Origin of the sequence: Streptomyces sp. NPDC060002, assembly GCF_042737245.1 — a bacterium.
Lineage (GTDB): Bacteria > Actinomycetota > Actinomycetes > Streptomycetales > Streptomycetaceae > Streptomyces.
The window spans coordinates 44,916-71,715 of record NZ_JBHWUW010000032.1 but is presented as its reverse complement, the minus strand read 5'-3'; the positions used below and the strand labels follow the sequence as shown (position 1 = coordinate 71,715).

The 26,800-nt window shown below is 68.5% G+C and carries 24 protein-coding genes and 5 pseudogenes; 19 read left to right on the top strand and 10 right to left on the bottom strand.

What is annotated here, in order from left to right; all coding sequences use genetic code 11:
• Positions 1–123: 123 nt before the first annotated feature.
• From murJ to ACFWBD_RS25875, 7 genes are all read left to right on the top strand, one after another.
• On the top strand, positions 124–2,055 hold the full coding sequence (gene murJ, locus ACFWBD_RS25905) for a murein biosynthesis integral membrane protein MurJ (protein WP_385671226.1): 1,932 nt from the start codon (positions 124–126) through the stop codon (positions 2,053–2,055).
• Positions 2,056–2,117: 62 nt separating this feature from the next.
• The gene (locus ACFWBD_RS25900; protein ID WP_385671223.1) at positions 2,118–3,338 is read left to right on the top strand and encodes an Ig-like domain-containing protein; all 1,221 of its coding nucleotides are present in this window, start codon (positions 2,118–2,120) and stop codon (positions 3,336–3,338) included.
• Between the two features lie 68 nt (positions 3,339–3,406).
• The gene (locus ACFWBD_RS25895; protein WP_385671221.1) at positions 3,407–4,174 is read left to right on the top strand and encodes a transposase family protein; all 768 of its coding nucleotides are present in this window, start codon (positions 3,407–3,409) and stop codon (positions 4,172–4,174) included.
• Positions 4,175–4,696: 522 nt separating this feature from the next.
• On the top strand, positions 4,697–5,272 hold the full coding sequence (locus ACFWBD_RS25890; RefSeq protein ID WP_385671218.1) for a hypothetical protein: 576 nt from the start codon (positions 4,697–4,699) through the stop codon (positions 5,270–5,272).
• 78 nt (positions 5,273–5,350) lie between these two features.
• Entirely contained in the window at positions 5,351–5,893 is a 543-nt protein-coding gene (locus tag ACFWBD_RS25885) for a SigE family RNA polymerase sigma factor (RefSeq protein ID WP_385671215.1), read from the top strand.
• Positions 5,890–6,567 (top strand): hypothetical protein, encoded by a 678-nt coding sequence (locus ACFWBD_RS25880; RefSeq protein ID WP_385671212.1) that lies wholly within the window; start codon positions 5,890–5,892, stop codon positions 6,565–6,567. Before ACFWBD_RS25885 ends, ACFWBD_RS25880 begins: the two co-directional genes overlap by 4 nt.
• Positions 6,568–6,814: 247 nt before the next feature.
• Positions 6,815–8,491 (top strand): transglycosylase domain-containing protein, encoded by a 1,677-nt coding sequence (locus ACFWBD_RS25875; protein ID WP_385671209.1) that lies wholly within the window; start codon positions 6,815–6,817, stop codon positions 8,489–8,491.
• Positions 8,492–8,532: 41 nt separating this feature from the next.
• On the opposite strand, the pseudogene ACFWBD_RS25870 reads toward ACFWBD_RS25875, so the two are convergent.
• Positions 8,533–8,685 (bottom strand): annotated as a pseudogene (locus ACFWBD_RS25870) (transposase); the annotation flags it as partial.
• Positions 8,686–8,738: 53 nt separating this feature from the next.
• Here ACFWBD_RS25870 and ACFWBD_RS25865 point away from each other — a divergent pair.
• The 5 genes and pseudogenes from ACFWBD_RS25865 to ACFWBD_RS25845 all read left to right on the top strand — a co-directional run bounded on the left by ACFWBD_RS25865 (position 8,739) and on the right by ACFWBD_RS25845 (position 13,125).
• A complete protein-coding gene (locus ACFWBD_RS25865; RefSeq protein WP_385671206.1) occupies positions 8,739–8,861 on the top strand; it encodes a hypothetical protein in 123 nt (40 codons plus the stop codon).
• Between the two features lie 278 nt (positions 8,862–9,139).
• Positions 9,140–9,566, top strand: a pseudogene (locus ACFWBD_RS25860) (VOC family protein).
• Between the two features lie 263 nt (positions 9,567–9,829).
• A pseudogene (locus ACFWBD_RS25855) lies at positions 9,830–10,366 on the top strand (transposase); the annotation flags it as partial.
• A gap of 237 nt (positions 10,367–10,603) precedes the next feature.
• On the top strand, positions 10,604–11,977 hold the full coding sequence (locus ACFWBD_RS25850) for an IS1380 family transposase (RefSeq protein ID WP_385671203.1): 1,374 nt from the start codon (positions 10,604–10,606) through the stop codon (positions 11,975–11,977).
• A 233-nt stretch (positions 11,978–12,210) separates the two neighbouring features.
• Complete coding sequence (locus tag ACFWBD_RS25845; RefSeq protein WP_385671201.1) at positions 12,211–13,125, top strand: IS982 family transposase; 915 nt, start codon at positions 12,211–12,213, stop codon at positions 13,123–13,125.
• Positions 13,126–13,604: 479 nt separating this feature from the next.
• Here the strand turns inward: ACFWBD_RS25845 and ACFWBD_RS25840 are convergent, their stop codons facing one another.
• Both ACFWBD_RS25840 and ACFWBD_RS25835 read right to left on the bottom strand, forming a co-directional pair.
• Complete coding sequence (locus ACFWBD_RS25840) at positions 13,605–13,853, bottom strand: DUF6225 family protein (protein WP_385671198.1); 249 nt, start codon at positions 13,851–13,853, stop codon at positions 13,605–13,607.
• Positions 13,854–13,993: 140 nt separating this feature from the next.
• The gene (locus tag ACFWBD_RS25835) at positions 13,994–14,875 is read right to left on the bottom strand and encodes a hypothetical protein (protein WP_385671195.1); all 882 of its coding nucleotides are present in this window, start codon (positions 14,873–14,875) and stop codon (positions 13,994–13,996) included.
• 469 nt (positions 14,876–15,344) lie between these two features.
• Here ACFWBD_RS25835 and ACFWBD_RS25830 point away from each other — a divergent pair, with 469 nt between their 5' ends.
• The gene (locus tag ACFWBD_RS25830; protein ID WP_385671192.1) at positions 15,345–15,647 is read left to right on the top strand and encodes a hypothetical protein; all 303 of its coding nucleotides are present in this window, start codon (positions 15,345–15,347) and stop codon (positions 15,645–15,647) included.
• 76 nt (positions 15,648–15,723) lie between these two features.
• Here ACFWBD_RS25830 and ACFWBD_RS25825 read toward each other — a convergent pair whose 3' ends face one another.
• The 3 genes from ACFWBD_RS25825 to ACFWBD_RS25815 form a co-directional block, all read right to left on the bottom strand.
• The gene (locus tag ACFWBD_RS25825; protein WP_385671189.1) at positions 15,724–16,773 is read right to left on the bottom strand and encodes a tetratricopeptide repeat protein; all 1,050 of its coding nucleotides are present in this window, start codon (positions 16,771–16,773) and stop codon (positions 15,724–15,726) included.
• A complete protein-coding gene (locus ACFWBD_RS25820) occupies positions 16,770–18,122 on the bottom strand; it encodes an MFS transporter (RefSeq protein ID WP_385671186.1) in 1,353 nt (450 codons plus the stop codon). The genes ACFWBD_RS25825 and ACFWBD_RS25820 overlap by 4 nt, the downstream gene beginning before the upstream one ends.
• A gap of 631 nt (positions 18,123–18,753) precedes the next feature.
• A complete protein-coding gene (locus ACFWBD_RS25815) occupies positions 18,754–19,974 on the bottom strand; it encodes an RNA-guided endonuclease InsQ/TnpB family protein (protein WP_385671183.1) in 1,221 nt (406 codons plus the stop codon).
• A gap of 17 nt (positions 19,975–19,991) precedes the next feature.
• Between ACFWBD_RS25815 and ACFWBD_RS25810 the strand changes: the two genes are divergently transcribed.
• The 4 genes from ACFWBD_RS25810 (at position 19,992) to ACFWBD_RS25795 (ending at position 22,468) form a co-directional block, all read left to right on the top strand.
• On the top strand, positions 19,992–20,198 hold the full coding sequence (locus ACFWBD_RS25810) for an Arc family DNA-binding protein (protein WP_385671180.1): 207 nt from the start codon (positions 19,992–19,994) through the stop codon (positions 20,196–20,198).
• Positions 20,199–20,586: 388 nt separating this feature from the next.
• Positions 20,587–20,844, top strand: a complete 258-nt coding sequence (locus ACFWBD_RS25805) for a hypothetical protein (protein ID WP_385671177.1) — start codon at positions 20,587–20,589, stop codon at positions 20,842–20,844.
• A gap of 146 nt (positions 20,845–20,990) precedes the next feature.
• Positions 20,991–21,443, top strand: coding sequence for a hypothetical protein (locus ACFWBD_RS25800; protein ID WP_385671174.1), 453 nt, complete (start codon positions 20,991–20,993; stop codon positions 21,441–21,443).
• A gap of 122 nt (positions 21,444–21,565) precedes the next feature.
• Complete coding sequence (locus ACFWBD_RS25795) at positions 21,566–22,468, top strand: tetratricopeptide repeat protein (RefSeq protein ID WP_385671171.1); 903 nt, start codon at positions 21,566–21,568, stop codon at positions 22,466–22,468.
• 428 nt (positions 22,469–22,896) lie between these two features.
• Here ACFWBD_RS25795 and ACFWBD_RS25790 read toward each other — a convergent pair whose 3' ends face one another.
• Positions 22,897–23,208: a helix-turn-helix transcriptional regulator gene (locus ACFWBD_RS25790; protein WP_385671168.1), complete on the bottom strand. Its 312-nt coding sequence runs from the start codon at positions 23,206–23,208 to the stop codon at positions 22,897–22,899.
• Between ACFWBD_RS25790 and ACFWBD_RS25785 the strand changes: the two are divergent.
• Positions 23,200–23,352, top strand: a pseudogene (locus ACFWBD_RS25785) (IS5/IS1182 family transposase); the annotation flags it as partial. The gene ACFWBD_RS25790 and the pseudogene ACFWBD_RS25785 sit on opposite strands and share 9 nt — an antisense overlap.
• 278 nt (positions 23,353–23,630) lie before the next feature.
• Positions 23,631–25,086: pseudogene (locus ACFWBD_RS25780) on the top strand (alpha/beta hydrolase family protein).
• 32 nt (positions 25,087–25,118) lie between these two features.
• On the opposite strand, the gene ACFWBD_RS25775 reads toward ACFWBD_RS25780, so the two are convergent.
• From ACFWBD_RS25775 to ACFWBD_RS25765, 3 genes are all read right to left on the bottom strand, one after another.
• Positions 25,119–25,322, bottom strand: coding sequence for a hypothetical protein (locus ACFWBD_RS25775; protein ID WP_385671165.1), 204 nt, complete (start codon positions 25,320–25,322; stop codon positions 25,119–25,121).
• A gap of 151 nt (positions 25,323–25,473) precedes the next feature.
• A complete protein-coding gene (locus ACFWBD_RS25770; RefSeq protein WP_385671162.1) occupies positions 25,474–25,725 on the bottom strand; it encodes a hypothetical protein in 252 nt (83 codons plus the stop codon).
• A gap of 260 nt (positions 25,726–25,985) precedes the next feature.
• Positions 25,986–26,654: a GntR family transcriptional regulator gene (locus ACFWBD_RS25765; RefSeq protein ID WP_385671159.1), complete on the bottom strand. Its 669-nt coding sequence runs from the start codon at positions 26,652–26,654 to the stop codon at positions 25,986–25,988.
• Positions 26,655–26,800: the final 146 nt, after the last annotated feature.

The window sequence follows — 26,800 nt, the reverse complement described above, 5'->3', positions numbered from 1 at the left end:
CACCTTCTCCGACGTCGCCGTTCGGCTGGCGGTATGGGCCGGTGATCCGAGGAATCACGAGGATGCTCTGTCGCTGCGGAGTACGTCCTCCGCGGTGCCTCCGGTGCATCGGCCGGTGAGCAGATGATGCCCGCCCGGCCCGCCGACAACCGGCGGAGCGGTGGCTACGGCCCGGACTGGCCTGGTCCTGTGGTGCCCGGTCAGTACTCCGACGATCGCACCGCTCGAGAACGGAGTCCCGGCACCGGCGGGAGGGACGCGATGCTCGTCACAGCGCCACCAGCGGGGCGAGATGCTGCCGACTCCCCGGCGGCCGGTGCTGCCCGGGGCAGCGGTGTGATGGTGCTGGGGTCGCTGGCATCCCGGGTCACAGGGTTTGTGCGTAGTGCAGCTGTGGTCGCGGCGCTGGGCACGGGGCTGAGCGGTGACGCCTACGCAGTCGCGAACACCCTGCCGAACATCGTGTTCATGCTGCTGATCGGCGGCGCGCTGAATTCGGTGTTCGTGCCCGAGTTGGTCCGGGCCGCCCGGCAGCCGGACGGCGGGGCGGCGTTCATCGACCGGCTCGTCACTGCGTGCCTGGTCGCCTTGGTGATCCTCTCTGGTGCCGCAGTCGTGGCGGCGCCGCGCCTGGTGGACCTGTATGCGCCGGCGTTCACCGACGGCCAGCGGGACACGGCGGTCGTACTGGCCCGGTATTGCCTGCCGCAGATCCTTTTCTACGGCGTGTTTGCCGTGCTCGGCCAGGTGCTCAATGCGCGGGAGCGGTTCGGCGCGATGATGTGGGCGCCAGTGGTCAACAACCTGATGGTTGCCGGTGTCTTCGGCCTGTACCTGGGCATCGCCGGCCACGGCGGGGCGGCGGAGATGACGTCCGGGCAGGTGGCGTGGCTCGGAGCGGGCAGCACCCTGGGCATTGCGACGCAGGCGCTCGTGCTGCTGCCGTCGCTGCGCCGGTCCGGCTACCGGTGGCGTCCCCGGTTCGACTGGCGTGGTGCCGGTCTGGCCGGGCCGCTGCGAGCGGCAGGCTGGGCGCTGCTGCTCATCGCGGTGTCGCAGGGCGCATTCTGGGTGATCACGGTGCTGGCCACCGGGGTGGGCGAGCGTGCGGCCTCCGAGAGTGTGACGGTAGGGGTCGGGCTGACCGCGTACAACAGCGCCTACCAGCTGTGGGTCGTGCCGCAGGGCATCCTCACCGTCTCACTGGTTACCGCCGCCCTCCCTTCTCTGACCCGATCGGCCCAGGCATGTGATTACCGGGCGCTGGCGAGTGGGCTGGGGCGCACCGTCCGTGCTTCCGCGGGAGTGATCACGCTCGCCGCCATGGGATTCCTCGTGCTGGGCGAACCGCTGGCGGGCCTGGTGTACGGGTACGGCACCGTCACGCCCGGCGATGTGGAGGTCCTCGGTCAGATCCTGGCCGCCTTCGCACTCGGGCTGCCTGCCTTCTGCGTGCAGTACACGCTCACCCGCGGTTTCTACGCCTTGGACGATGCCCGCACCCCGGTCCTGCTCATGATCCTGACCTCCGGCACGAACGCGGCCCTGTCCGCCGCCGCGGTCCACGTGCTTCCCGTGCGCTGGGCGGTCATGGGAATGGCCGGAGCTCACACCCTGGCCTGCCTGACCGGTGCCGCAGCCACCGTCACCATGCTGCGCCGCCGCCTCCGCCGCGCGGCAGCGAACAAGACCTTCAACGACCAGTCTTCTCACGGCGGCGGCCCAAGCGAAGCTTTCGGTGGCCTCACGCAACTGGCTGTCCACGTGCGGGCCGTCGCAGCATGCCTGCCCGGTGCCGCGGCCGCGTTTCTCGTCACCGACTGGGCCCGTCTCCACCTCGGTGAGGGCGCCGCCAGCGCCCTCACCGCTGCAACCACGGGCGGCCTGGCCCTCGTACTGTCGCTGCTCCTGCTCGCCCGCCCACTGCGCATCAGCGAGGCAACCGCGCCACTGCAGCCGGTCCTGCGTCGCCTGCCCAAGGGGCGAACCCAGGCCATGGCAGGACCTCACTCAGCTCCTCGGTGCCGCGGCGCACACCGCCGCCGCCACTACTAGCCAGGCGCTCTGCCACGACGATCAGAACACACACCCGCTTCCTCGAAGGAACCCGCAACCCTGTGGACCCCATAAAGCCCCTCGTCCTGCCTGTCCTGTGTGCCGTGCTGCTGACCGGCTGCTCCGCCTCCGCCACAGCCCCCGATCAGCGTCCAGGTACCGCCAGCGGCGGCTCGAGTCCGACCGCCGCCGCGCCGGCGCCTCAGATCACCGTGTCGGTGCCGGACGGCGTGACCGGAGTGGCGCCGGACACGGCGCTGCAGGTGACCGCCACGGGCGGCACCCTGACTTCTGTACGAGTCGCTCCGGCCGATGGCGGTGACGGCAAGGCCCACGTCGCGGTCTCAGGAACGCTTGACGCCGCCCGCCAAAAGTGGATCGTGGGCCGCACGCTGAGCCCGGCGACCACCTACACCGTCCAGGTCACCGCAGCGGGCCCTGACGGGCAGCGCATCACCGCCCGCACCCACTTCACCACCATCAGCCCCGACCGCACCAACCGGGCCCTGCTGGGCCCCTTGGATCACCAGGTGGTCGGGATAGGCATGCCGGTCACGCTGCGCTTCAACCACCCCGTTACGAACAAGGCTGCAGTGGAAAGGCGCCTCACGGTCACCACCACCCCGCAGGTGGAGGGCTCCTGGGGCTGGGTCCGTGACCCGCTCACCGGGCAGGAACGCATCGACTGGCGCCCTGCCCACTACTGGCGCCCCGGCACCAAAGTCACCGTCACGGCTGCGCTGAGCGGTGTCGACACGGGCGACGGCGCTTACCTGTCCCGGGACATCTCCACCACGTTCCTCATAGGCAAGGCCCGCATCACGCGGATCGACCTCGCCGCACACCGCCTGACGGTGACCGAGAACGGCCGCACGCTGCGCACTCTGCCGATATCGGGCGGCGGCCCGGCCACCCCCACCCACAACGGCGCCATGGTCGTCATGGACAAGGTCACCGACATTCAGATGAACTCCGAGACCGTCGGCCTCGGTGACGCCTACGACATGGCGGTCAAGTGGGCCGTGCACCTCACCACCTCCGGCACCTACCTGCACGCCGCACCCTGGAACGCCGCCCGTATCGGCAACACCAACGCCAGCCATGGATGCATCGGCCTGACCACCAGCGACGCCCGCTGGCTCTACGACCAGGTACGGCCCGGAGACCCGGTGATCACGGCCGGCTCCACCGGCCGGACCGTCGACGCCGGCAACGGTCTCGGCGACTGGAACGTTCCCTACCCCCAGTGGAAGGAACGCAGCGCCGTTGATGGTGCTCTCTGAATGTGGTTCTGTCAGCGATCTCGTGAAGGTCGGGGTCAAGCCGCTGTTGAACCGGGAATCCCCTGGTCATGGGGGCTGCGCGCTTATCGCCCCCCGCCCGCCCCCGACCCGAGAGGGCGTTCCTTCTCGGGTCGACGGGGGTGCGGGTTGAGCGTGTGGAGGTGCTTGCGGAGGGGACCTCGGTCCTGGTGTCCAGCGCCGCATGCTCGTGGAGATCATGCCCGGACTGCGGCTTCCCGTCCCGTCGGGTGCACAGCCGCTACGGTCGGCAGTTGGACGACCGGCCCATTGCCGGCAGGCCGGTGCTGGTCCGGCTGATCGTGCGCCTGTTCTTCTGCGACAGCCCAACCTGCATGAGGCAGACGTTCGTTGAACAGATCGACGGCGTGACCGAACCCTGCCAGCGCGCCGGCTCCGGCCTGCGCAGCTGGCGGCGCGCCGTCGCGGCCGAGCTGGGCGGGCGGCCCGGAGCACGGCTGTGCCGGAAACTCGCCGTCCCCGCTGGGCGGATGAGGCTGCTGCGGCACCTGCATGCCCCGTCGGTCCCGGACCGGGCGCCGCGGGTGCTCGGCGTCGACGAGTTCGCCGTCCGCCGTGGCCGCCGCTACGGCACCATCGTGGTCGACGTCGAGACGCACAGGTTGTCGGCGCCCTGTCGGGCCGTGCCTCCGAGACACCGGCCGCGTGGCTGCGCGAGCGCGTCGGCGCCCAGATCGTGTGCCGGAGCCGGCGAAGTTGAGCGGCTCTTACTCAAGTCACAGGTGAAGCCTGTGACTCACGCTGGTAGATCGCCAGGCGAGCAACGGTCCGATCGATCCAGCAGGAGAACCGCGTGACAACCGCAACCAATCTCAGCACGTGGTGGCTCACACTCACCCTGATCAACGCTGGTCTCGCGCAGGCCAAGGGCCCGCAGCGGCTGGAACTGGTGGCTTCTGTCCCTGGTCCTCGGCCCGATCGCGACCTTCCTCATCGTTGTGTGGTCGCCTGTCACCCGAGCTCGCACTGCCGTGGACGAGTCCACGTCTCCTCGACAGGTCCGCAACGCCACTCGCTGATTCAGCGCAGCCCCATGACGACCCAGCGGCGTTCCTCCTCGCGCTCCGCGATCCCCGTCATCCCCACCTGCTCAGCCCCTCAACAAAGTGGCGAACCCAAGTAGCACTGGGGGAATCACAGATGCTCGTGACACGGGCGGCGGCCCGGTCACACAGCCCGGGGTCCCATGAGGCGCGAGTCGGAAACGCCGAAAGATTTCTTCGATCTTGTGTCATCCAAGACCGTCACAGACGGGGTTGTAGAGGGCGGAGAGGCGCCCTCCACCCTGTTCACTCGAATCCACGAGGAGATTTGTGTCCATGACACGAATGAAGAAGTACGTGCTGGCCGCGTCGGTTGCGGCCGCGCTGGTGGGGGCACCGACAATGGCGCACGCCATCGTGTCCGCGAAGGCTCCCGCCTCCGCCGCGGCCGACGTCCAGGTGGCTGCCGCCAAGGCGTCCTCGGTTCGGGTGGTGGCGCCGGGTGAGCGGGTTCAGGCCGCGCCGAAGGTGCAGTTGTGGCTGACCAAGGACGGCAAGCACTGGTCCTCCCCCCAGGAGGCCGACCAGTTCCGCAGCGTCACCGACGGCAACCTCGACATGAGCCGGCCCGGAGTCAGCCTGCAGAGCGAACCGATCGGCAAGGACTACTTCCTGTCCGGCGTCTACCACGGCAAGGGTGACCCAGCCACCATCAAGATCAAAACCGCCAAGGGCACCGTGACCGGCACGATCGTGCGGCTCGCCGGCAAGCCCGGCTGGGGCGCCTGGTACGCCACCACCCCCCTGCCGGACACGACCGTGCCGAAGGCCAAGCAGAAGCACCACTTCGTCCGCAGCATCACCGTCTACGACACCACCGGCCACACCATCTCCACCCTGACCCTGCCGTAACTCTCATGCGGCTGTGGTGGGGACCCCGACCAGGCTTGGCGGGTCCCCACCACTCCTCACCCACGACACTCCAATCTGATGAAGGAACCGCCTGCTGTGACGCACGAGAGCCACGGCGACTTCGCCGAGTTCGCGGCTGCGGCCTGGCCCCGCCTGGTCCGCACCGCTCACATGCTCACCGGCGACTTCCATGAGGCCGAGGATCTGGTGCAGACCACCCTGGCCAAGGTCTACGCACGGTGGCGGCGCATTCCCCGCGACGACGTCAACGTGTACGTACACAGGGCGCTGATCAACAACAACCTCAGCCGGATCCGCAAGAAGCGCGTGGCCCACCTGCTGATGCCGTTCCTGCCCGAGACCGAGCACCGCACCCACAGCGGACATGCAGAGGCCTTCGAACACCGCACGACCCTTACCCAGGCGCTCGCCACCCTGCCCGCCCGGCAGCGGACCGTGATGGTCCTGCGTTACTTCGACGACCTGAGCGACACCGACATCGCCACGGTCCTGGACTGCTCGCTCGGCACGGTCAAGACCCACGCCCGCCGGGGCCTTGCGGCCCTGCGGGCCCATCCCGCCTTCGCCACCGACCCTTCCACCTCCGGAGCCCCCCGATGACGTCCCGGTCCGACACCGGCCGGCTGCGTGAAGTGTTCACCAGCGCCGCCTACGACATCACGCCTTCCCCCTTCCCGCTGGCCGCGATCGAAGCGGCAGGCCGTGCACACCGGCGGCGTCGCACCGCGGTACTGGCCACCGCCTGCGGCCTGCTGCTGGTTCCGCTGGCCATGACCGCCGTCCCATCCGGCCCGTTCTCTTCCGACCCGGCCGTATCACCGACCGCCCTGGCCACGGTCCACACCGCCCGGGTGGTGGCGCCGGGTGAGCGGGTTCAGGCCGCGCCGAAGGTGCAGTTGTGGCTGACCAAGGACGGCAAGCACTGGTCCTCCCCCCAGGAGGCCGACCAGTTCCGCAGCGTCACCGACGGCAACCTCGACATGAGCCGGCCCGGAGTCAGCCTGCAGAGCGAACCGATCGGCAAGGACTACTTCCTGTCCGGCGTCTACCACGGCAAGGGTGACCCAGCCACCATCAAGATCAAAACCGCCAAGGGCACCGTGACCGGCACGATCGTGCGGCTCGCCGGCAAGCCCGGCTGGGGCGCCTGGTACGCCACCACCCCCCTGCCGGACACGACCGTGCCGAAGGCCAAGCAGAAGCACCACTTCGTCCGCAGCATCACCGTCTACGACACCACCGGCCACACCATCTCCACCCTGACCCTGTCCTAGCTTCAGCTGACAAGGCTTGCAACTCACCATTCCAGAGCACCAGGACAGGAACCGTAGCCCTGCGGCGGAGCTCTGCACTGAACCGCAGCACCTTTCGGCATCTCCGCATGCCCGCGCCACAAAGAGGGTGCCGACGCGACCGTGCCGTGCCTCCGATGTGTCGGCGTACAAGGCTGCCTGTCATCGCCGAAGGCCCATACACCGGAATCCCCCTCTCTTGACACATGACTCCGGCGGCCAGTCTGCAATGCCGCCTCACCCCCTGTCCTCCCGTCCCTTCCACCGCCTCGCTCTGAGGAGGCCGAGGCAGCGGCGCGGCGACCACCGGTCCCAGCGCCCTCGCCGCCCGAGGCGGTGGCTGCGCAGGCTCACCACCTCGGCCGTGGTCCTGGTTCTCGCCCTGTGCGGCGTGGCGGTAGGGGCGTACACGATGGTGGACATCCCTCCCCCGCACCCCGAAGCAGTGGTACAGAGCACCGTGTTCGTTGATGCCCGCGGCGACTACCTCGGACGCCGCGGCCCGGTAGATCGGCAAGACGTACCCCTGTCCCGGGTGCCGCGGCATGTGCAGGAGGCGGTGATCGCGGCGGAGAACCGGTCCTTCCGCACCGACTCGGGGATCGCGCCGACCGCCATCGCCCGCGCTGTGCTGGCCGCACTCACCGGGGGCAGCCGACAGGGCGGCTCCACCATCACCCAGCAGTACGTCAAGAACGCCCTGCTCTCCCCGGAACAGTCGCTGTCCCGCAAGGCCAAAGAGGCACTGATCTCGATCAAGCTGGACCGCACTCGCTCCAAGGACGAGATCCTGGCCGGCTACCTGAACACCGTGTACTTCGGCCGCGGCGCGGCCGGCATCCAGGCCGCCGCCCGCAACTACTTCGGCATCAACGCCCAAGATCTCACCATCGCCCAGGGAGCCGCGCTGGCGGCCATCATCAACCTTCCCTCCTACTACGAGAAGGCCGGATCCGACCCGAAAGTCACCGCCGTCCTGCAGCGCCGCTGGACCTGGGTACTGAACGGCATGAAAGCCGGCGGCTCCATCACCGCGCAGCAGCAAGCCCAGGCCGCCTTCCCCGCGTTCCGGTTCTTCCCGCCCGGGAAGACCGAGGGCCAGCGCCAGTACCTGATCGACGCCGCCGCTGCTGAAGCCGCCGACAAGCTCGGCATCAGCCAGGACGAGCTCGCCCACGGCGGCTACACCGTGCACACCACCTTCGACCTCGCCCTCCAGGACGCGGCCCAGGAAACCGTGCGGACACAAGCCGACGCCGCCCGCACCCGAAGGGCCGCCCCCGGAGCCCGACTGCACACCGCAATCGCCGCGGTGGTCCCCGGCGACGGCGCGATCCGACTGCTGTACGGCGGCGCCGACTACGCCCGCCAGCCCTTCAACGACGCCCTCAACGGTGCCATCGAGGCCGGCACCGCCCTGACACCCTTCACAGACATCCAACTGGCCCCACCAGTGGACCAGCTCCGGCACACCGCCGCCCCCACCACCATCCAGATGGCCGCCGCCTACGCCACCCTGGCCGCCAACGGCCGCCACGCCACCCCCTACACCATCACCAAGATCACGCGCGGCGGGCACACTGTCTACACCGCCCGCCCCGTCACCCACCCGGCCATGACCGCGGCGGCCGCCGAAGCTGTCAACCGCCTGCTACAGACCACTACCACCGGCGGCCCACCAGCCGGCCACACCGGCACAGCCGCCCACCGCACCGCCTGGTCTACGAGCTACGGCCCCCGCCTCGCCCTGACCGTCGCCCTGTTCGCCGAACACCCCGCTACCGGCAAGAAGCCCGCCAGGCCAGCTCCGCTCACTGGACTCACTGGCCCCCAGCCCGCAGCAGAATCGGCCGCACAGACCGCAGCCGACATCTGGCCCAGCGAAGCACCTTCGAACCGCCAGTGATGAACCCCACCTGCGAACTCCCGCCCCACGAAGTCGCTCACCGCGACCTGCGCGTGCGCGCGGGCCACCCTCAAGCGGGCCTTCTCCCGGTTCTTCGACCGCTTCTGCTTGCGGGACAACTCCCGCTGCGCCTTCTTCAGCTTCTACTCCGCCCGGCGCAGAAACCGCGGGCTGTCGATCTTCGTCCCGGGTGGGGCGGCAGCCGGTGAGCCGCTTCGGCAAATACCGGTACATAGATCGTAATACGGTGGAACGGGCCATCGGAAGGCTGAAACAGTTCAGAGCCGCGGCGACCCGCTACGACAAGCGCGGATACGTCTACCTCGGCACCGTCACTGCCGCCGCACTCCTCATCTGGCTCCGTTCATGACCGAAGCGACGGAGTCCGACGGTGGCTCACTTGCGGCCGGCCCTCGGAGGAGTCGCCGGGGCACAGCCGAGGAACGGCGTTGCCCCGGCCCATGATTGGCCACTAGGGTCGGTTGGGTGACTGCCGGGTCGGCCATGGGCCATTCACGAGTGAGGTTCCCGGCCTCGGCGTGAGCGCGAGGCGGGCAAGAGGCCCGCCCCCTTCTCCGCGTCTTTGCTCCGGCGCCCGCGTGCGGCGCCCCACCCCAGCGGATCCAAAGCCCCGGAGACATACCACTGATGTCATACGACCAGCAGTACCCGCACGAGTCCGAGCTGTCGCCGACCGCCGTCCAGCTGAACCACACCGCCATCTACACCAGGGACCGTCATCTGTCGGCCGAGTTCATCGCCGCGATCCTGGGCTGAAGGTCGGTGCTCCGTTCGGGCCATTCCTGCCCGTCGACCTCGGCAACGGCGTGACGCTCGACTACTACGAGAAGCGGGACGAGCCGATCCAGTCGCAGCACTACGCATTCCTCGTGCCCGACGCGCAGTTCGACGCCATGATTGCTCGTCTGGAGGCGGTTGGGGTGACTACTACGCCGACCCCAGCCACACCGAACCCGGCCAGATCAACCGTCTTTTCGGCGGTCACGGCGCGTACTTCGAGGACCCGGACGGCCACAACATGGAGATCATGACCCGGCCCTACATCCGCCCCTAGCAGACCGCCTGGCGGCGGTCCGCCGGGCCCTCCTCGCCGAGTTGCTCTCCAACTCCGCCGTCCCGGGCCAACGCCCTGGCCGGCGGAGCGAGCCGCTTGGCGAGGAGGAGTTGAACGCATGACCGGGGCGACGAGTTACCTGATCGAGGAGACACGTCCTAGTAGTGCCTGGTCAGGTCGGCTGGGGTGGTGCGTATCCTTGGGGCCCCGTGTGGCGTTGAGGGTGTGTGACTCCGGACGAGATTGCTGTGGTGCGTGGTGTGCCGGTGGCCGAGCCGTACTCCGGGATGGGACGCCCGCCGGTGGCGAAGTATCCCGACAAGCCGCAGTCGGTGAAGGAGCTGGTCATCGCGGCGGGCCGGAAGGCGGCCAGGCCGGTGCAGTGGCGGGAGGGCTCCCGGCCCGGCACCGGCCGCTCGGGCCGCAAACGGATGTACTCACGCTTCGTGGCCCTGCGCATCCGGCCCGCCGGACGCGAGGTCCGCCAGACCGCCGACGGCCCGGAACTGCCCGTGTGCTGGCTGCTGGTCGAATGGCCCGCCGGCGAGAGCGAGCCGGTGCAGTACTGGCTGTCCGACCTGCCCTCCGGCATGCCCCTGACCACACTGGTCCGCCCCGCCAAACTCCGCTGGCGCATCGAGCACGACTACCGGGAGATGAAACAGGCCCTGGGACTTGCCCACTTCGAGGGCCGGACCTGGAACGGATGGCACCACCACGTCACCCTCGTCTCCGTCGCGCACGCCTTCTGCACCCTGCAACGACTGGCACGAGACCCAAAAGACGCGGCGCAGGTCTGAGCCTCTACCAGGTCGTCCGCGAGCTCCAGACACTCCTCGCCCTCTGGACCGGCGCCTGCCCCACCTGCCACCGCGACATACCCACCCCACTACGGACCTGACCAAGCCCTACTAGCCTCGCGCTTTCACGAAGCGGGCCGTCCGGCTGGTGATCATGGAAGCAGAAAGTGCCTTTGACCAGCGAGAATGAGGATTGCTGAGGTCCTTGTTCCCGCCACCGTCGGAGGCACTTTCCAGGTGAAGAAGCGTATCGGGTCCTATCCGCGTGTCCGCGTCGAGGGCGGCGGTCGCGGAGTGGTTTCGCAGGCCGGTGCGGTGCTGTTGGTCGAGACGGTCCGCAAGTCCGGTCTGGATGCGGCGATATCAGCGGCGCTCGAGCCATGGCGGAAGGCCCGGGCGGTGCACGATCCGGGCAAGATCCTGCTGGATGTCGCGCTCGCCGTCGCGCTGGGCGGGGACTGCCTGGCCGATGTGGCCCTGCTGCGGGCCGAGCCGGCCGCGTTCGGGCCGGTGGCATCCGACCCCACGGTCTCCCGCCTGATCGGCGAACTGGCGTCGGGCGGCAAGCAGGTCTTGGCCGCGCTCCGCACCGCCCGGGCCGAAGTGCGCGAACAAGTCTGGCGGTTGGCAGGGGACGCGGCGCCGGACGCGGACGGGCAGGTGATCGTGGACATCGACGGCGTCCTCGTCCTGGCGCACTCCGAGAAGGAGCACGCCGCCGCGAGGAAGAAGACCTTCGGGCACCACCCACTGATGGGATTCGTCGACCACGGCCGCGGCGGGTCCAGCGAGCCGGTCGTGGGCATGCTGCGGCCCGGCAACGCGGGCTCCTACACCGCCGCCGACCACATCGAGGCCACACAACTGGCCCTGGCCCAGTTGCCGAAACGGCTCCGGCGGGGGCGTCAGACGCTGATCCGCACCGACTCCGGCGGCGGCACCCACGAGTTCGTCGCCTGGCTCGCGAAGCGCGGACGGTGGCTGTCGTACTCGGTCGGCATGACCATCACCGACGCCATCCACCAGGCCGTCTTGAAGGTCCCGGCCTCGGCCTGGACGCCGGCCGTCGAACCCGACGGCGAGATCCGCGACGGCGCCTGGGTCGCCGAACTCGCCGGCGACTGCCTGACGGGCTGGCCGAAGGGGCTGCGGCTGGTCGTGCGCAAGGAACGGCCGTACCCCGGCGCCCAGTTGCGTTTCACCGACGCCGACGGCATGCGGCTGACGTGCTTCGCCACCAACACCACAGGCGAGGCGATCGCCGCCCTCGAACTGCGCCACCGGCAGCGGGCCCGGGCCGAGGACCGCATCCGCGCCGCCCGCGCCACCGGCCTGCGCAATCTCCCTCTCCACAACACCGCGCAGAACCAGATCTGGCTGGAGATCGTGCAGATCGCCCTCGACCTGCTCGCCTGGATGCCCCTGCTCGCCCTGACCGGAGCCGCCCGGCTCTGGGAGCCCCGCCGCCTGCGGCTTCGGCTGTTCTCCACCGCCGCCCAGCTCGTCACCACCGGCCGCCGCCGCATCCTCCGCCTCGCCGGGCACTGGCCCTGGACTGACGTGATCACCGATGCCCTGGACCGGCTCCAGGCCCTACCGAACCCCGGCTGACCAGCACCTTCCTGCCCCTGCGAGCAGCACCAGCCCACCGGAGCCGTGGAACCCGGCGCACACCCGACGTGACAGCCGGGCACTCCACCTGCCCAGACTCCGAAAATCCCCACCAACACTCGCCACAAAGGGTCCCTCAGCAAGCTGACGGACCCTCATGCAAGATCGAGGCTAGATGAATGAGTCCAAGGGATGGCCTGCGGACATGAGACGAGGGCGTCCAACGTCAGTGTGTGAAGACAGACCTAGACACCCTCGCAACGGCACTCTATGCCCGGATCGATGACGCGTTGAAGGCTTCGCCGTGGCTGGCCCCGTACCGGCCCGCCGTTGGGATCGCACCCACGCTCAGTGACGCCGAACTGGTCCCCCTCGCGGTCACGTCGGCGCTGCTCGGTTACACCTCCGAGCGGCGCTGGCTGCGCCGTATCGGGCGGGACTTCGGCCACCTCTTCCCCTACGTGCCCCAGCCGTCCGGCTACAACAAGCGGCTGCGCGCCGCGTCCTCGCTGCTCACCAGCATGATCCGGATCCTGGCCCGGGACACCTCGCTGTGGAGCGACGATGTGTGGCTGGTCGACTCCACCCCGGTCGGCTGCGGCTGCTCCCGCGAAACGGCCAAACGCTCGGACCTGGCGGGCTGGGCCCAGTACGGCTACTGCGCGTCGCACTCACGGTACTTCTGGGGGCTGCGGCTGCACCTGGTATGCACACTCGGCGGACTTCCGGTCCTGTTCGCCCTCACCGGCGCGAAGGCCGACGAGCGCGAGACGCTGCGCGACATGCTCGACACCGCACCCGATGCCACAGCCGCCCGCCCCGGGCAGACGATCATCGGGGATAAGAACTACTACGGCCGCGAGTTCGAGCACGACCTTGCCGAGCGTCACCTTCAGTTGCTGCGGCCGGCCCGCAAGGGGGAGGCAGAGCGGGGCGGGGCACACCTGTTCAAGCCGCTGCGGCAGGTCATCGAATCGATCAACCAGACCCTCAAAGGACAGCTCGACCTGGAACGACACGGCGGCAAGAGCCCGGCAGGGGTGGCTGCCCGCGTCCTCTGTCGGATCCTCGCGCTCACAGCGGCGATCTGGCACAGCGACAAAACCGGACAGCCGATCAAGCGATCACTGACCGCCTTCGATCACTGACCGCAACAACACCCCTTGGACTCATTCATCTGGTCGTGCCCTAGTCGCCGGTGTGAACAGCGGCCTTGCCGGCTCACGAGGTACGAAAGGCGGGATGAGCTTCGTGGGCTGCCTGCACTTTGACGATGAGCGGCACCGGCAGCGGACACTCGTCAGATGCGGATGCGCGGATGAGTGTTGCTTGTGGCCGGAGAAGGAGGCCTTCAGTTGGACCGGCTCCGGGCCCCGAAGGTCGGCGATCACCGGTGCGTCGTCCAGCCCGGAAGTGCGCAGAACGGCCGGATCGGCCAGGTCGTGAGCCGCTTCATGATGTGGGCCGAGGACGCGGAGGAAGTGGGTGCCGAGGAGGCGGCCTGGGTGACGCTGTCGATCCCTGACGAGGATCTCCGGGGTGAGAACAGGCGGCGCAAAAAAGCGCCGCGTCGGCTGGAGTGGTTCGGTCCGGTCGGCTCGACCGCGCACACGCCGGCTGAGCTCCGTCAGTCTGCCGCTTCGTCGTCTCGCAAGCGGCAGAGCAGGGTGAACTCATCGCCATACGGTGCGATCTGCGGGGCGACGGCCTCGCTCAGAAGCTTTCCCTCCACGACGACGTACTCTTCGGCTTCTCCGGGCTCGTACTCGGCCAGGAGAACCAGCGGGGTCTCGTCGGGAATGCCGGTCAGTGCCCGCCGGAGCCGGCCGACGTTCCATGCCTCTCCTTCGAAGGAGAGGACTCCGCCTGAGTGCATATCTCCTCCAAGGACCCAGGTGGCTGGCCATACGGTAATTCCCGGCCAGCACATACGTAGAGTGACGAGGACCGTCTACCGGTGGAGGTTTTGGCCGGAGTCAAGCAAAGAGCCGAAAACAGTTCTGTGGACCCGTCAGCTCAATCGCACACCAAGTCGCAATCACCTAAAGGTGTTAGATCGCGGGCATCGAACAGTAGACCCCGGGATCCCGTCCCGCCTTGGCGTACGTCTACAAGGACACGCTCCCCGTCGAGATATTCTGCCCCGGCGAACCATTCGCCTGCCCTAAGGTGATCGGCACCCATTTGTCGGGCGATCGTCTCGTGGTCAGGAAATCCATGGAGGGCCAGCGTTCCGCCCTTATGGCAGCCTGCGGCCGGATTAGTGATAGTCAAATAGGAAGTTCCGGACGGGCTGATATTCATCAGCATTCCAGCGCAAGGAACAATGGCCACGTGCATTGTGTCATTGACATACCTGCCCCAGAGGGTATTACTAGGCCCGTCATGGACGGCGGTTCCCAGACCCACATGTATCCCGTCGGGATGGCTAAGTGAAACTGTGGCGTCCGGGCAGGTGCCGAGTGAGCTGGTTGCAAGGACGCGTCCGGTGGCAACCTCCATGACCCACCACTCGTCGCCGTGATCCTCCGGAGCGCCCGGAGCGCCCGGAGCGCCCGGAGCGCCCGGATTGGCATGCCGATCATGGTGGATCCAGGAATACTCACAATCAGGGTCGCCACACTCGTCCTCCTCGCTCTCACTCTCATCCTCGCCGACCTCCCACGGATAGTCAGGGCCAGGCATCGCTATCCAGACCAGACTCCCGTTAGCGGAGAACCCGAAGGACGACCCGTCCCATTGCGGGTGCTCAATGGTCCACACCACCCCACCACGTTCATCCAGGAGACTCAGCCGGTTTTCCCACGCCACCATCTCCCGACCGGAACCCACATCAACGTGCCTTCGGGACACCGGCAACGACTCCTGCTCGTGGTTGTCAGCCTGGTTGCGCGCCATCAGAACCCTCCAAAAGTGACTGAATTTATCTTGATCCGAAAGGGAATAAGGTGCTCCCCAGTAGTCAAATCGGCGGAAACGTTGCAGCGCCTGAAAAGATGCCGGTATTGTTATTGGCAATTTAACTCCATAGTGTCCGGGGTTTCAGGGCGGTGCCACCGCTTGCGGGCTCCTTTGATTACTGCCGCCCTGTTGCCTGGTTGTGCCGTGTTGAGTGGCGGAGTCGAGAATGGGATTGTAGGCAGGTGGGGGTACGTGGAGGTTGTCGGTGGTGTAGTCGCCGAACGAAGCACGTTCTCGCGCCGGTAAGGGCTGGGGACCGCCTCGCGGACCATCCCGGCCAGCACCGTGGTCATGTCGACGGTGGTGGAGAAGACCATGCGGGACGCGAGGAGGTCGAGGAACTTGACCGCCTTGTCCTGCAGCTCGGGGTCGCGGCTGGCCAGCCAGCCGGCGTTGTGTGGCCGCCGTGCTCGTCCTTCTCTACGCGCAGCCGCTCACCCGGATCGCCCGACTCGCCATCGACGATGTCCTCCGAGAAGAGGGTGAGGTCCTGGTCCGGCTCGGCGACCCACCCTCGCCCGTCCCGGCCCCTTTCGCCGGAATGCTGCTGAGCTACCTGGGCCAACGACCGAACACCATGATCGCGTCCAACCCGGACGCCCGATGGCTCTTCCCCGGCCGACGAGCCGGGCACCCCATGACCCCGGCCACGTTCGAACTCCGACTTCGCCACCTGGACTTGCCATGGGCCTGCGACCACTCGCAGTGACCGCAGGCCCTCACGCGCTGAGGAATACGCGACTCATGATTACGCGAGCTCACCAGTATCAGGCCCCGGCTGGGGTTCAGCGTCTGGTCAGGGTGGTGAGGGTGGGGTGGTCGGGCCGGACTGTGGCGGTGAGGATGGCCCGGGCATGGGCGTCGAGGGTGTGGGCGTGGTCGGGGTTGCCGAGGGTGCGATGGAGTTCGGCGAGGTTGGCCAGGATGGGGGCGAGGTCGGGATGGTCCGGGCCGAGGGCCTGTTCCAGGGCGTGTAGGGCCCGCTGGTAGAGGGTTTCGGCGGTTTGGTGGCGGCCGAGCTGGTGGGTGACGGCGGCGAGGTTGCCCAGTGCGATCGCGTAGTCGGGGTGGACGGTGCCGTGGGTGCGTTCGAAGACGGCCAGGGCGTCGTGGAGAAGGTGTCCGGCTTCCTCGAGGCGGCCGAGTCCGAGGAGGATGGGGGCGAGTGCGGCGCGATCGGCGGCGACCGCCGGATGGTTGGGTCCCAGGGCGTGTTCGCGGAGGGTGACCGCTCGGCGGGCAGGTTCCTCGGCGGCCGCGTAGTCGCCACGGGCGTGGGCGAGGCCGCCGATGTTGTGATAGATGGTCGCCAGCCCGGGGTCGCCTTCGGGCAGGATGCCCTCCAGGAGGGTCAGGGCGGTGCGGTAGCAGGCGGTGGCCTGGTCGAAGCTGCCGTTGTACTTGGAGACCATGCCGAGCTCGTTGTGGAGCATGGCGAGATCCATGGGGTCAGGCTCGGAGGCCCCAGAGGTGGCCAGGGCGTCGTGCAGGATCTGCTCGGCCTGGCGGTAGCGGCCCCGGGAGCGGTGCAGGGCCGCGAGTTCGAGTCTGGCGTGCAGGAACAGCTGGATGCCGTCGGGCTCGGTCAGGTGCCTTCCGGCCAGGTCGGCGGCTTCGGTGTACCGGCCTGCGGCCGTTTCGGTGTCACCGACGGCCTGCTCGACCATGCCGGTCAGCAGGACGGCGTTGGCCCGCGCCAGTGTCCCGAGGGTGGCTGCCAGCGTTCCCGCGCGGTCGGCCAGGTGCCGCGCGGCCTGGTGGTCGCCGTCGTCCAGCGCCTGCAGGCAGGCCGTGAGCGCCTGCCGCAGCAGTGTTGCGTCGTCGTGCGGGGTCATGCCGGTGCCTCCTGCTGGTGGGTTGCCGCCGGAGTGGCGGGCTCGGTCGCGCCGTCCGGTGCGGGCGGGTCGATGATGTCAACGCCGGGCGGGAGCCGGCGTCTGAGTGTGACGGCCAGGGCTGCCGCCGCGGTGCAGGCCAGTGTCAGGCCGAGCAGCAGCACGGTGTCGAGACCGTGCTGGAGCAGCAGGCCTGCAGCGGCCGGGCCGAGGGCGAACCCGGTGGTGTAAGCGAACGCGGAGGCACCGTTGTACCGGCCGCGCAGGGCCTGGGGTGCGATGTCGTTCACCAGGGCCGGGAGGGCAGGTGCGAACAGGGTCTCCCCGAAGCCGAAGACCACCGCGGCCGAGACGAACAGCATCGCGCCCACACCCATGCCCAGGTGGCGGCCGGCAAGGACCAGCATCCAGGAGCACGCCCACAACGCGCACAACACGACAATGGCGCTGGTGCGCCGCCGGCCCCGCGCCGCGCGCAGCACCAGTAGTTGGCAGGCTGTCACTGTGACCATGTTCGCGGCGAATGCCCAGCCCACCACCGCGGCGCTCATCTGGGCGGAGACAGCCAGGAGCGGGAACGCGGTGTTGAACTGCGCGATGCCGACCGTGACCAGCACCGCGATCAGCAGCCACAACCGGACGAACAGCCCGTCCCGGGCTACCACCCGATAGCCGTCGGCCGGGGCTGCGGCCGCGTCCTCGCCGTCCACCGCCACCGGTGCCGAGCCCGCGGGACGGTTGCGGGCGGCCCACAGGAGGGGGATCGCCAGCAGGAAGCTGGCGGCGTCCAGGGTGTACAGCAGCACGAACGACGACGGGCGCCCGACCTGCGCGATCACCGATGCCAGCAGGCTGCCCGCGGCCAGGCCCGCGTTCATCGTCGCGTGCCGCAGCGCGAACACCGACGAGCGCCGCCGCTCCGGCACCACAGCGGCTAGGAACGTGTCCAGCGCCGGCCAGGCCAGCGCCGCACCGAGCCCCGCCACCGCGGCTCCGGCGAACGCCTGCCACACATTCGACACCGTCGCCAGCATGACCGCCCCCATGCTGGCGGTCGCCCATCCCAGTGCCAGCACCGGGCGCGGGCCGAACCGGTCCGCCCACACCCCGCCCAGCGGATTGCCCACCAGGCCCGCCAGCGCCAACGTCGTACATACTGCCCCCGCGGTGCCCAGGCTCAGCCCGCGCACCGTGTGCAGGTAGACCAGCAGGAACGGAAGCGTCAGCCCGGAACCCACCGCCGACAACGCGTCGGCCCCCAGCACCGCCCACACCTGGACCGGCAACACCGGCCCCTCCGTCGTCCACCGCCGCAACATCCTGACCACCAGCCCAGACCACCCGTCCATCCCGCCCACACCACCCACGCGCGAGCGGGACTGTCATGCCCTTCACATGGCACGGGCCGGGCCGGCACTTAGCGCCGACCCGGCCCGCCAAATCCGCCGCAGCAGGAGACGCACGCGGCGCCTCCTGCTGCCGACTCATCCGATCAGCGGGCAACCACTGCCTGGTTGTGGTTCGGGTAGATCCCGCGGCGCACCACGGCCTGGTTGTTCTGGGTCATGAGCTTCCTCCTGTTGCCGATTGGCTGGTCGCCTTAGTCTCGGTGGTGGACGGCCGTCCGGGATGGGTAACCGCTACTCAAGAGGGGAGCGCGCGGAGGATGGATCGGCCAGGATGGTGTGAGCGCGGCAGTCGGCCCAGGACCGGACGCGGCTCGGCAGGCATTGAAGGGCGGGGCCGGCGCTGTTAGCGGGCTCCGAGCGTGCCGATGTCCAGGCGGGTGCCCAGGTCGAGCCGGGCCTCTCCGTATGGGCGGACACGCTGCCAGAACAGCGGGGTCCGTCCACGCCGGTCGGCCGGCCCGAGCAGATTCGATCAGTCCGGGTCGGCCAAGGCCTCCTCGGGAATTATTGACTGCTCCCCTCCCTGAAGGGAGGGGATTCCTTCCTTCAGGGCTGAGCGGGGATTCCTGGCTCAGGCTGCCTCTGGGAGCAGCGCTCCCGGTGGTCTTACGCCCTCGGCGCCAGCCGGGTTCAGACCTGCCCGGACGAGCATCACGCGGGCGGAGTTCTTGTCTCTGGGGGAGACGACTTGGCACGCGGTGCAGGTGTAGGTGCGCTCGGACAGCGGCAGTGCGTGCTTGGTTCTCGCTTCGCACGATGCGCAGTCCATGGTGGTGTGTGCAGGGTGCACGAGACGGATGTCGCGTCCGTGTTTGCGGCCCATCTCGATCAGGGCCTTCTTCGTGGCGCCGATCGCGGCGTCCGCCGCCTTGCGCGCCATCGAGGACTTGGCGAGGAACTTCGGCCTGAAGTCCTCGACGGCGATGGCGTCGTGGTCGGTCACGGCCTTCTTCGCCCACTTGCGGCCGGTGTCCTGCCGCTGCCGGGCGATCTTCGCGTAGGTTTTTGCCCGCCACTTCTTCGCCTCGCGGTAGCCCTTCGAGGCGGCCTGCCCCTTCTTCGGTTTGCGGCGGGCCATCATCCGGTCGTAACGGGTCAGCTTGGCCTGCGCCTTGCGGCCGTGCTGGGCGTGCGGCAGGTCGTGGGCGTTGGAGGTGGTGGTCGCGGTCTCCTTCACGCCCCAGTCCACACCGAGCACCCGGCCGCTCTCCGGCAGCGGCCGCACCTCAGCCGGGACCACAAACGAGCAGTACCAGTGCCCGACACTGTCCCGGTACACACGCACCGAGGAGGGTCCGGCCGGCAGGCTGCGCGACCACACCACCGTCAGCACGATCCCACCCGCCAGGTGCAGCCGATCGCCCTTCAGCCGGAACCCGCGCCGGGTGTAGTTCAGCGTCGGCAACGCCTCGCGCTTCTTCTTCCACCCCGGCATACCAGCCCGCTGCCGCTGAGGCAGGCGTTCCCGAATGTCCTTGTGCGCCTTCGCGCGGGACTTGCCGAAGTCCCGGATCAGCTGCTGCTGAGGAACCGAACTGCCCTCGCGCAGCCACGGCATACACTCCCGCGCCCCCGTCAGCATCCTGTCGAGCTGCGCCGGGCCACAAGTCCACTTCTCCCCCGTGGCCTTGCTGTGCAGGTGGACCGCCTTGGACCTGGCGCCGCACTCGTTCCAGATCCACCGGCACCGGTCCCACTCCGCCTCCAGCGCGGTACGGGCGCTCCACGACACGCGAAGCCGGTAGGTGTACCGGGCGCGCCCGGCCCCGTCGGCTCCCATTGGCGTCGTCATGATGCCACCGGAGCGTCATGATTCGTTTCTCACTCCGGATCCCGGAAGACCTGCACGAACGGGTGACCGCCCGCGCCACCACAGACCGACGGTCCCTCAACTCCGAGATCCTCCACCCCCTGGAGGCCGCCCTCGCCGCCCCCCGGGCGGACGCCGGATCGACCAGCGGCGATCCGGCTTCTCCTGCCCCGCCACACGGGAAACCGGATTCCTCCCCGGCCTGAAGGCCAGGGCATCCTCCGGGAATCCCGGTGACGGTGCCTGACACCATCGCCCGCGGCTTGGGGCCTCGCGAGCGGATGGTGCCGCTGATCAATGCTGTCGACCGCGCGCTCCGATGGTTCAAAGGACGTGTGGGGGGCAGTTCGACGACGATCACGCCCGGCCCGGCTCACGCCCAAGCGGCGGTAGCCTGACCGGCTTCGACCACCAGCAATCGATGACGGTCTGTCTCCCCTCCTCGAGCCATTGAGGTAACGATTACTCAGTCAACGACGTTGCGCGCCTACGTATGTTTCAGGCATCCGGACGACGCGTGCCGGTGCCTCGCGTGTGTCGCTCCTCACGGGTACGCACACGCGGGAACCCGCTGGACAAGGAACAGGAGAAGCCATGAAGGTCGTTGCCGAGGTCGGAATCCTCTGGGCCAGCAGAACGGGCAGCTACAACCACAACGAGATCGTCGTGCCTGTCGACCTCGACGCCGAGGTGGACGAGAGCGTCGAGTCGGACTTCGTCGTAGGTATCCTGTCGAGCAACCACAACGAGATCGCGGCGCCCGTGGACCTCACCGAGACGGGCGCCGCAGAAGCCGGCCTCTACCCTCGCTTTGGCTGGTCGAACCACAACGAGATCGTGATTGCCGGCTGATCCCTCAGCGCGCATGAGGGGCGTCTCCGGTCAGTGTTTCGCAGTGCCGGATCGGGCCGGGGCACCCCGCATGTGTTCTGACGGCGGATCGGTGGGTGAGGGCGGTATGGGTGGTGTCGTCAAGCTGGTGACGGCCGGGGCGCAGCGTGCGGTTCCTCACGGAGGAGACGTGGGCCAGGGTGGCGCCGTTGTTGCCGGCCATGGGAATCACGCGGGTGGCGGAGCTGCCCGGTCTGGACCGATGGTGCACCGCGGCCGAACGCAAACTGCCGGACCGGGTGCGCACCGCCAAAGCCGCCGCCCGGGCTCTGTTCCCTCACCACGCGCTGCTCTGGCATGACCCGTTCCTGGACGAGTTGAAGACCACCGGAGCCCACCTGATGGTGCGTGAGCGGCTGGTGAGCTGCCTGAGGTTCCACCGGACGCTGCGACGGCAGCACCCCACGCTCCAGCTGGCACAGCTGCGGACCGAGAACATCCTGGCGCACTTCGCCCAGCGGTGGGACCGCGACGACCTGGAGGACGCGGTGCTGGAACGCGGCTTCGCCACTCTCGAGGATTTCGTCGCGAGCGCCCGTTCCTTCTACCTGTACGACTAGGCCCACCCCGGCGCCGGTCCGCTGGTTCTCCAGGCCGCGGCAGCCGACGACGGCCCGTGGACCGGTAGCCGGCCACTGCAGCACCTCCTGCCGAAGGATCCTGTGCCGAAGGACTCAGCACCATGACCCCGTCCCTGGAATCCGAGCCGACCGAAGCCGCCCTGAAGGCCGCCGTAGCCCGCCACCGCAACGACCCCACCGGGCGCCTGGGCGCCCAGCTCGCGCTGGGCCACCTCTGGCGTGAGCAAGGCGACTACCGGCGGGCCGGAATCCTGCTGGCCCTGACTCTGGGGGCTGCCGAACACGCCTACGGCCCTGACTCCCCGGAAGCCGCCGCGGTGTGCAATGAATGGGGCGTATTGGGCAAGTACACCGGTCACTTCGACCGGTCCCAGGCCCTCTACCTGCGGGCTCTGGCCATCTGCGAGAACACCTATGGCAGCGATCACGACACCGTCGCCACCCTCTGCCACAACCTCGGTGGCCTGGCCCACACCCGTGGTGCCCACCACGAGGGCGAACCCTGGGCCGCCCGCTCGGTAAGGATCCGCACTCGCCTGCACGGTCCCGACCACTCGCTGGTCGCGGCCGACCGGGCCGCCTGGGCCGCTCTCCTGGACGGCTGCGGCCGCCCCGGCGATGCGGAAACTCAACTCCGCGCAGCCCTCACCGTCTTCCAGCGTGTCCACGGCGCCGAGCACTACGAGATCGCCGTCACCACACATAACCTCGCCGCCCTCCAGCACCGCCGAGGCCACCACGCCGCCGCCATCGAGGGCTACACCCGCGCCCTCGCTCTCAAAGGACGCCTCCTTGGCGACTCCCATCCCGACTTGGCGACCACCTTGGTCAACCTTGCCACCGCCCACCGCCAACGCGGCGACCTCGACCAGGCTGCCGTGCACTACGCCCGGGCCGTAGCCATCCTCACTCCGCGCGTAGCCTCCGATCACCCCACTCTGTCAGCCGCCCGGGAAGGGCTCTCTTTGTCCCGTACGGAAGGTACGCATGGACCGCTTGTATGAACGAACCACCAAGCGTTGTACGTCGTCGCAGCTCGATGCAGCGCTGCGGGCCGAGGTCGCCGCGCATACCGAGGCTCACCAACTCGGCGACGTTCTTGGCGCAGCGGTGAACTGCTACGAGACCTGGAGCGTGCGACTGCGGAAGCCGGGACTGCTGTCACGGCTCACTGGCTCGGGAGACCCGGACACCGAGCACCGCATGGTCGTTGTTGTCGCGCCCCGGTACGTCGTCGTGGCCGTGGAGGGGAAGAGACGCGGCGTCCATGTCCTCTCTGCGCGGCTGGACAGTGTAAGTCTCAGCGAGTCGTCCGAGCTTCGCCGGTTGGCCCGCGAGGCTGCCGCCTCGGCTGGGCGGTTCGGCAGGTTGCCCCCCCGACGACTTCGGGATGAGCGTCACCGCGCTGTGGTCGGGTGCACGAGAGGTGTCGTCATGCTACATCGGAGTCAGTGACGACTCGGAAGGCCGGGCATTCCTCGACGAGTTCTACGCGGCGGTCGCCCGGGCGAAAAGTACCTAACCGCCCCGGCCGGGGCCCCGGCCGGGGCGGGGGAGCGATCACGTTGGCCAGGTCCTGTCGCGAGGTGATGCCGAGCTTTGTGTATACACGTTGGAGGTGATTGTCGACGGTCCGCGTGGACAGAAGCAGTTGTCCGCCGATCTCGCGGCTGGGAACATCGGCTACGGCGAGAGCTGCCACCTCGCGTTCCCTGGCGCTCAAGGATGCTTGCGGATGATGCACGCACGCCGCCACGCGAGGGACCCGACGCGGCTTGTCCAGCACTCCGAGACACTGATCACCTGGGCCGCAAGCACCCTCATGACCAGGGGTCTGGCCCGCAAAGGTGCCGTCCGCAGCTGGACACGGAAGCCCGCTCCGGCCGCTTGAGCCGCCTCTACTGGTCAGCACCGGGGCGATCTTCGAGTGTCAACGGACGTGAATGTTCCCGACCCCTTGCACAACGAGTTGTTCCTGGGCGGCCCGCGACGCCTCGGTGACCAGCTATCTGTTCAGCGCCCGGACTGCACCGCCACAGTGGTCCGAGCAGTTCAAGGAGTACGTACACGGGCGGCCAACGGACAGGCCTGGGATGCGCCTCAGGTCGCATTCGATCGAGACTTGAGATCGATGTGGCACCGCGTACCCGCGCCGATCATGGTCGTGTGACCGAGACAATCACGGGGCTGCAAATATCCCCCCTAGAAATCCTCATGGTGCTGGGCGCCGTCGCACTGGTGCTGGCGCGGTGGTTTCCCGCCGGCGCCCGCCGAACAGTCACGATTGCCGCAGGAGTAGTTCTCGTACTTTCCGGGGCCGTGCTGAGCGTGGTTGGGATGCGCTGGCAGATGATGCCTGTGTTGGCGGGCGCGGCTATTGCATTCCCGTTCGCCATCTCATCTCTGCTGCAGCGACGTGCCGGCCGCCCTGCGCGGCGGGCCCGCTGGTGGCTGGCGTTGCCAGGATCGGTGACTTGCATCGGCTTGATCGCCGTGGGCCCGGCGGCGGCCTGGGCCCTTCCTGTACCGGTGTTCCCCGAGCCGTCAGGCCACTTCACGGTCGGCACCAACGTGATGCAGTGGACCGACCCAGACCGTTTCCGAGGCCTATACTTCTGAACCCGGCGACCGGCGCACTGTCGTGGTCCAGCTCTGGTACCCCGCGTCGAAGAGTCCCGCAGGCGCGCAGCAGGCCCGTTACGCCGGACGCACAGAGCGCGAAGCGCACACCGTCTCCGACGCCCTTGGCAGCTATATCGGCGTGCCCGGTTTCCTTCTCGATGGCATGCCTCGCGCTCACACGCATTCGGTTTTCAACGCCGCGGTGGCCGGCGGTGGCGGTCGATTTCCCGTCGTGCTGTTTTCTCCCGGGCTGGGCGGAGTGCGCACCCAGAACACTGCCTGGGCGGAGGAACTGGCCAGCCGCGGCTATGTCGTCGTAGCCCTTGACCACCCGTACGACTCTGCCGTCGTCGTCCTCGCTGACGGCCGAACCGTCCATACGAAGGTCGCCGCCGCCGGTGACCCGGACAAGGACGAGGAGCTCTCGGCCGGCTGGACGAGGGTTCGAGCTGCTGACCTCAGCTTCGTTCTCACTCAGCTGGGCCGTCTTGACCGAGGTGAGGTCGCGGACCCTCTGACCGGACGTCTGGACACCGGTCGGGTGGCGGTGACCGGTCACTCTCTCGGAGGCGGTGCCGCCTTGCAGGCAGCCCGCCAGGACCGCCGGTTCGATGCCGTCATCAACCTGGACGGCTTTCCCGGCGACCCCGCCCCACGCTCCTTCCACCAGCCGGTTCTCGCGCTCACCCAAGCCATCGGCCCGGAAACCGACCCGAAATACATTCCCCGCCTTACCCAGGTCCTCAAGCTCAGCACCGCGACGAGCTACCGGCTCACCATCCCCGGTGCGGCGCATCTCACCTTCACTGACGCTCCCCTCTACCTGCCGCCTGTGCCCTCGCTGGTCAGGTCGATGGGGCGTACCGAGGGCCCGCGTGTCACCGCCGCAGCCTGTATCGCCTTCCTGGACACCACACTGCGGCACAGGCCCGACAACCTGGCCGCCGTCCTGCCGACCTACGGCGACCTCAGCGTCTATCACCCAGACAACGACCGCTGATCAGCTAATGGCTCGACAGCCAGGCTCCGACGTCATCGGTTCGCAAACACGCTCGAAGTCCGCGTCGGGCAGTTCTGGCATTGACTCGAAATCGTTGCGGCGGGGAAGACCACCTGGCGGACCTCCTCGTCCGGCCGGGCCAGGGACGCCTCGGCGATCTGGAAGAGGGTGTTCTCCTTGCCGGTGACCTTCTTGAACGCGTTGTTGGTCGGTGACCTTCTTCTCCGCTCGCGCACCGATCCGGTGCACCATGGCGATCAACAGGTCCACCAGCGTGTCGGTCACCTCCCGCTCCCGCCTCACCAACAGCGCGCACAACAGTGTCAACCGCGCCTCCGGTGCCCGGCGGCGTAGGTGGGACGGCGACTCCACCACCGCCTGCTGCCGTCAGCGACCGAGCGCCCTCGGCGCAGTGTCCGCGAACAACCCGTTCGGCAGGCCGATCGCCCGGATCGCGTTCACCTTGCGGATCTCCCGCAACATCGACTCCAGGCTCACGTTGCCCGGAATCGACTTGACCAGCGACAGTACCGACTCGTCGTCGCTGGTCTCCTCGTCCTTCGGCGCGGCAGCCAGCTCAGACCCCTTCGGGCTCTCCCCAGCCAAGGCCAGCACCCGGCTCCGGACTGCGCTGGGCACGCGACCCTACACGGTGCGAAACCAGTTCTCCTCCGTGTTGTGCAGCACGGAATGCACCATCCGCATCGCCCGGTCCGGGGTCGAGGGCTCGATGAACTCTTCTTGCAGCCGCCACGCTCACGGCTGCGCTGAGCGGTGGCGGTGCACAACGGGAGCGTCTCGTACGCGGACGGGGAACGGGCCGGCCGCGGGCCCGGAGCCGTGTCGTACATACCGCTTCGTGTGTGCTGGGCTGTGGTCACCACCCCCGAGGCGGGCGGTCAGTCACCCTGCTCCTCGAAGAGCCGCTGGAGTGAGCGGCAGGCGCCGTCCAGGTGCTCGCGCATCCGCCGCACCGCCTCCTCCGCGTCCCCGGCTCGCAGCGCTTCCAGTACCCCACTGTGCTCTACGACGATGCGCTCCCGTCCCAGGGCGTGCCGGGTCTGCACCATGCACAAGTGCACCTCGCCCTGGATGCCGCGATAGAGCCGGCTGAGCCGCGGGCTGCCGACGGCGTCCACGAGTGATTGGTGGAAGCGCAGGTCGGACTCCACGAACGCGCTGTGCGACGCTTCGGGCCCGAGCCGGTCCAGATCCGTTATGGCCCGCTCCGCCGTGGTCACGGGCACGGTGCCGCTCTCGACCAGCACTCTGACCACCTGCGTCTCCAGCGGGATCCGCACGAGGAACAGATCGTCGACGTCGGCGCGCGTCAGGTGCGGCACATAGGCCGGCTTGTTCGCATCCCGCTGAAGCAGCCCTTCGTGGACCAGCGCGGTCACCGCGCTGCGGGCGGTGGGCCGGGAGACACCGTACTCGGCCGCGATCTCCGTCTCCGCGAACGTGGCGCCGGGCACCAGTTGGCCGTCGAGCACCCGGCTGCGCAGGGATGCGGCGAGCGCGTCGACGACGGAGACGGTGGACAGCCGGATCGCGGCGTCCTGAGCCATGAACACCTCCATAAAGGACGGTCAACATTCTCTCACGCTGCCTTACGTGATCCGTTGACAGGCATGAGCGATTGTCTGACAATCGACCAACCCGGGAGTCAGGGGTGACGGGGGTCACAGAATGGCAACGGACGAGGCAAGGACGC

Bases quoted from the DNA above. Each gene is read 5' to 3' on its own strand.
- ACFWBD_RS25875 (WP_385671209.1), top strand. From the start codon at position 6,815: ATGCCGCCTCACCCCCTGTCCTCCCGTCCCTTCCACCGCCTCGCTCTG.
- ACFWBD_RS25805 (WP_385671177.1), top strand. From the start codon at position 20,587: ATGAAGGTCGTTGCCGAGGTCGGAATCCTCTGGGCCAGCAGAACGGGC.
- ACFWBD_RS25815 (WP_385671183.1), bottom strand. From the start codon at position 19,974: ATGACGACGCCAATGGGAGCCGACGGGGCCGGGCGCGCCCGGTACACC.
- ACFWBD_RS25810 (WP_385671180.1), top strand. From the start codon at position 19,992: ATGATTCGTTTCTCACTCCGGATCCCGGAAGACCTGCACGAACGGGTG.
- ACFWBD_RS25795 (WP_385671171.1), top strand. From the start codon at position 21,566: ATGACCCCGTCCCTGGAATCCGAGCCGACCGAAGCCGCCCTGAAGGCC.
- ACFWBD_RS25890 (WP_385671218.1), top strand. From the start codon at position 4,697: ATGACACGAATGAAGAAGTACGTGCTGGCCGCGTCGGTTGCGGCCGCG.
- ACFWBD_RS25765 (WP_385671159.1), bottom strand. From the start codon at position 26,654: ATGGCTCAGGACGCCGCGATCCGGCTGTCCACCGTCTCCGTCGTCGAC.
- ACFWBD_RS25880 (WP_385671212.1), top strand. From the start codon at position 5,890: ATGACGTCCCGGTCCGACACCGGCCGGCTGCGTGAAGTGTTCACCAGC.
- ACFWBD_RS25895 (WP_385671221.1), top strand. From the start codon at position 3,407: ATGGGGGCTGCGCGCTTATCGCCCCCCGCCCGCCCCCGACCCGAGAGG.
- ACFWBD_RS25835 (WP_385671195.1), bottom strand. From the start codon at position 14,875: ATGGCGCGCAACCAGGCTGACAACCACGAGCAGGAGTCGTTGCCGGTG.
- murJ (WP_385671226.1), top strand. From the start codon at position 124: ATGATGCCCGCCCGGCCCGCCGACAACCGGCGGAGCGGTGGCTACGGC.
- ACFWBD_RS25820 (WP_385671186.1), bottom strand. From the start codon at position 18,122: ATGGACGGGTGGTCTGGGCTGGTGGTCAGGATGTTGCGGCGGTGGACG.
- ACFWBD_RS25825 (WP_385671189.1), bottom strand. From the start codon at position 16,773: ATGACCCCGCACGACGACGCAACACTGCTGCGGCAGGCGCTCACGGCC.
- ACFWBD_RS25885 (WP_385671215.1), top strand. From the start codon at position 5,351: ATGAAGGAACCGCCTGCTGTGACGCACGAGAGCCACGGCGACTTCGCC.
- ACFWBD_RS25840 (WP_385671198.1), bottom strand. From the start codon at position 13,853: ATGCACTCAGGCGGAGTCCTCTCCTTCGAAGGAGAGGCATGGAACGTC.